Source organism: Flavobacterium sp. IB48 (genome assembly GCF_016405855.1).
Taxonomy (GTDB): domain Bacteria; phylum Bacteroidota; class Bacteroidia; order Flavobacteriales; family Flavobacteriaceae; genus Flavobacterium; species Flavobacterium ginsengisoli.
Genome location: NZ_JAEFCA010000021.1, coordinates 1 through 1,826 on the forward strand (window position 1 = coordinate 1; position 1,826 = coordinate 1,826).

At 46.4% G+C, this 1,826-nt stretch carries 1 pseudogene; it reads right to left on the reverse strand.

The features are described 5' to 3' along the window. A pseudogene (locus JC605_RS23565) lies at positions 1-1,826 on the reverse strand (hypothetical protein); the annotation flags it as partial.

Sequence of the window (1,826 nt, forward strand, 5' to 3'; positions counted from 1 at the left end):
TGGCCGTTTCAATGTTTCCGTTTCCGTCATCAAATGTCCAGGTCACTTCTGTCGTTCCTTGTGCCGTAATTGGGAAACCTGCTAAAGTGGTTCCCGTAATTGTTCCCGCGCAATTGTCTGTAGTGGTCGGAGGTGCTATTGCAGTAACCTCACATTCGGCTGTAACAGGATTTAAAACCGGTGCGACTGGTTTGGTGATGTCTTTTATGACCACTTCCTGAACAGCTGTTTCAATGTTGCCGTTTCCGTCATCAAACGTCCAGGTCACTTCTGTCGTTCCTTGCGCTGTAATCGGGAAACTTGCTAAAGTGGTTCCCGTCACTGTTCCTTTACAGTTGTCTGTAGCAATTGGTGGTGTTATTGCAGTAACCTCACATTCGGCTGTAACAGGATTTAAAACTGGTGCGACTGGTTTGGTGATGTCTTTTATGACCACTTCCTGAACCGCAGTTTCAATGTTTCCGTTTCCGTCATCAAATGTCCAGGTCACTTCTGTCGTGCCCTGTGCCGTGATTGGGAAATTTGCCAAAGTTGTTCCCGTAACCGTTCCCGCGCAGTTGTCTGTAGTGGTCGGAGGTGCTATTGAAGCCACTTCGCATTCGGCTGCAACAGGATTTAAAATAGGTTTTACAGGTTTGGTGATGTCTTTAATGACCACTTCCTGAACCGCTGTCTCAATATTTCCGTTCCCGTCATCAAATGTCCAGGTCACTTCTGTTGTGCCCTGCGCCGTGATTGGGAAACTTGTTAAAGTGGTTCCCGTAACCGTTCCAGCGCAATTATCTGTAGTGGTCGGAGGTGTTATTGAAGCCACTTCGCATTCCGCTGCAACAGGATCCAAAACAGGTTTTGCAGGTTTGGTGATGTCTTTAATGACCACTTCCTGAATGGCCGTTTCAATATTGCCATTCCCGTCATCAAATGTCCAGGTCACTTCTGTTGTGCCCTGCGCCGTGATTGGGAAACTTGTTAAAGTGATTCCCGTAACCGTTCCAGCGCAATTATCTGTAGTGGTCGGAGGAGCTATTGAAGCCACTTCGCATTCGGCGGTAACAGGATCCAAAACAGGTTTTGCAGGTTTGGTGATATCTTTAATGACCACTTCCTGAACCGCTGTCTCAATATTTCCGTTCCCGTCATCAAATGTCCAAGTGACTTCTGTCGTTCCTTGTGCTGTGATTGGGAACCCTGCTAAAGTGGTTCCCGCAATTGTTCCAGCGCAATTATCTGTAGTGGTCGGAGGTGCTATTGAAGCCACTTCGCATTCGGCAGCAACAGGATTTAAAATAGGTTTTACAGGTTTCGTGATGTCTTTAATGATGACTTCCTGAACCGCTGTTTCAATGTTTCCGTTCCCGTCATCAAATGTCCAGGTCACTTCTGTTGTGCCTTGTGCTGTAATTGGGAAACTAGTCAAAGTGGTTCCTATCACCGTTCCTTTACAGTTGTCTGTAGCAATTGGTGGTGTTATTGCAGTAACCTCACATTCGGCTGTAACAGGATTTAAAACTGGTGCGACTGGTTTGGTGATGTCTTTTATGACCACTTCCTGAACCGCTGTTTCAATGTTTCCGTTCCCGTCATCAAATGTCCAGGTCACTTCTGTTGTGCCTTGTGCTGTAATTGGGAAATTTGCCAAAGTTGTTCCCGTAACCGTTCCCACGCAGTTGTCAGTCGTGGTTGGAGGTACTATTGAAGCCACTTCGCATTCCGCTGTAACAGGATCCAAAATAGGTTTTAAAGGTTTGGTGATGTCTTTAATGACCACTTCCTGAATGGCCGTTTCAATGTTTCCGTTTCCGTCATCAAATGTCCAGGTCACTTCT